Origin of the sequence: Bartonella gabonensis (genome assembly GCF_903679515.1) — a bacterium.
GTDB lineage: Bacteria > Pseudomonadota > Alphaproteobacteria > Rhizobiales > Rhizobiaceae > Bartonella > Bartonella gabonensis.
The window spans coordinates 1-1,597 of record NZ_CAHOYM010000092.1 but is presented as its reverse complement, the minus strand read 5'-3'; the positions used below and the strand labels follow the sequence as shown (position 1 = coordinate 1,597).

Below are 1,597 nucleotides of genomic sequence, written 5' to 3'. Positions count from 1 at the left end.
AGGGCATGCTTGTTATCAAATTTGCAATTTCGCTTTGATAAAGTCCTGTAGTGAGAGCTATTGAAGTGATAATACTCACTCGCAGGCAACGGTTCACAAATCCGGAGAGGGGCATATCTATAGCGCCACGAATGATAAGCCATCCATAGATGAGAAAAGCGATTGTTATCCCAATCGATACAAAGGGGGTAATGGTTGCAACTGCTTTTGAGCAAATATCCGTGACATACGTTTTTGTTACCTGATCAAYTTTATYGAAAAGTTGCGTGAACAKARTRAAGTTCATGGCATTCCTCTTTAACGAATAGTCAAATTTTTATCATCTTGAGACACAGATATATGCTAAAGGCTTCCTTTGCATTTATACATTACTTAAGTCGTTTCACCACGATTATCATGACTTTGATAAAATCCTCTCTGCTTCTCTAACTCTTACGATGAGCACTAAATCCTGTAAATCGGCTTTTGTTTTCATGAAAAGAGCCAGCAAACGTTGTAAAGAGTTTTATCAGGTAACTGCTTATTCTTAAGCATCGTTTTCTAGTTATAGTATGTCTGGCATCATTTGGTTGCTAGCATTATAAAATACTTGATATAGTTTACGTTTTTGAATTTCGATAAGTTTCTTTTCATTCATGTTTAAATTTCTAACCATTTGTAGTTTTGCATGTTCATTTTGGATCATGGTTGATATGTGTCCGATGCGTGATTTTATCTGGAAAGTTTCTTTCAGATGTTTTGCTCTACTTAAATGGCTTAAATAAGAGATAATTTGCAAAGAGCGTTTCTCTGCTTCTTGAAAAGTTTGCAAGCTTACAACTTTAGCAATAATGCTATTATATTCAAGACGTTTATTAATTATTGAGCGTATCCCTATTGAATGGCCCCCAGACGCTATCCAAGAAGAAAAAGTTCTCTCATCTTTATCAACCACGTGAATCCACTTGCGGAATTGCGGATTAAAAGTCTGGTAGAGCCTTTCTGGTTTTGGGTAGATAAGATGCGAATCTTTTAAGAAAAAATCTTCACCCTCTCCTATTGTTGGTTTTTGTATTTTACTACCTGTTATAGCTTTGTAGAGCTCTTCCGTTTTTTTGAGCTGTTCTTCACTATCTGCAATTTTTGCTTTTAATAACTTAATAATTTCCGAATATTCTACTGATTGAGCAGGTGACTGAGCAGGCGATGGGGTAGGTGAAGAAGATGAGGGGGATTGTGTACATGGTGGTAAGGGTACATTTGGATCTGTTTCAAATGGTATAGTTAGAAAATGGCACTCGCCGTTTCTCTGTATATTTGATGCATGTGCTAAGTTTGGCATTCCCAAGACGGCAATCATCCCTGTTATAATAAACTGCTTTTTCATCTGTCTCCTCGCTTAATTTCGGCAGGGATTGTATTATTAATAGGCACACGATTTCTCTCATTTGGTTGCTTTAGCTTTGGTGCTAATGCACAGGCCGATAAAAGGTTTGCAATCAAAATTATAAGAATGATATTTTTCATTTTAAGATTACTCTTTATTGTTGTTAGATGTATTCTAACATTTTTGATCATTATTGCTATTTTGAATATAAAGTAAAGTGCATAGTGTGTA

Annotated in this window: 3 protein-coding genes; all 3 read right to left on the bottom strand. The window is 35.7% G+C overall.

Features of this window, described 5'->3' with window-relative positions:
* Window positions 1-286: type IV secretion system protein (locus HWX04_RS08150; protein WP_175869618.1), on the bottom strand; the 286-nt coding region annotated here is incomplete at its 3' end.
* Window positions 287-544: 258 nt separating this feature from the next.
* Window positions 545-1,366 carry a TrbJ/VirB5 family protein gene (locus HWX04_RS08145; protein WP_175869617.1) on the bottom strand — a complete coding sequence of 274 codons (822 nt, stop codon included), beginning with the start codon at window positions 1,364-1,366 and terminating at the stop codon, window positions 545-547.
* The gene (locus tag HWX04_RS08385) at window positions 1,363-1,506 is read right to left on the bottom strand and encodes a TrwH protein (RefSeq protein ID WP_175868913.1); all 144 of its coding nucleotides are present in this window, start codon (window positions 1,504-1,506) and stop codon (window positions 1,363-1,365) included. Before HWX04_RS08385 ends, HWX04_RS08145 begins: the two co-directional genes overlap by 4 nt.
* Window positions 1,507-1,597: the final 91 nt, after the last annotated feature.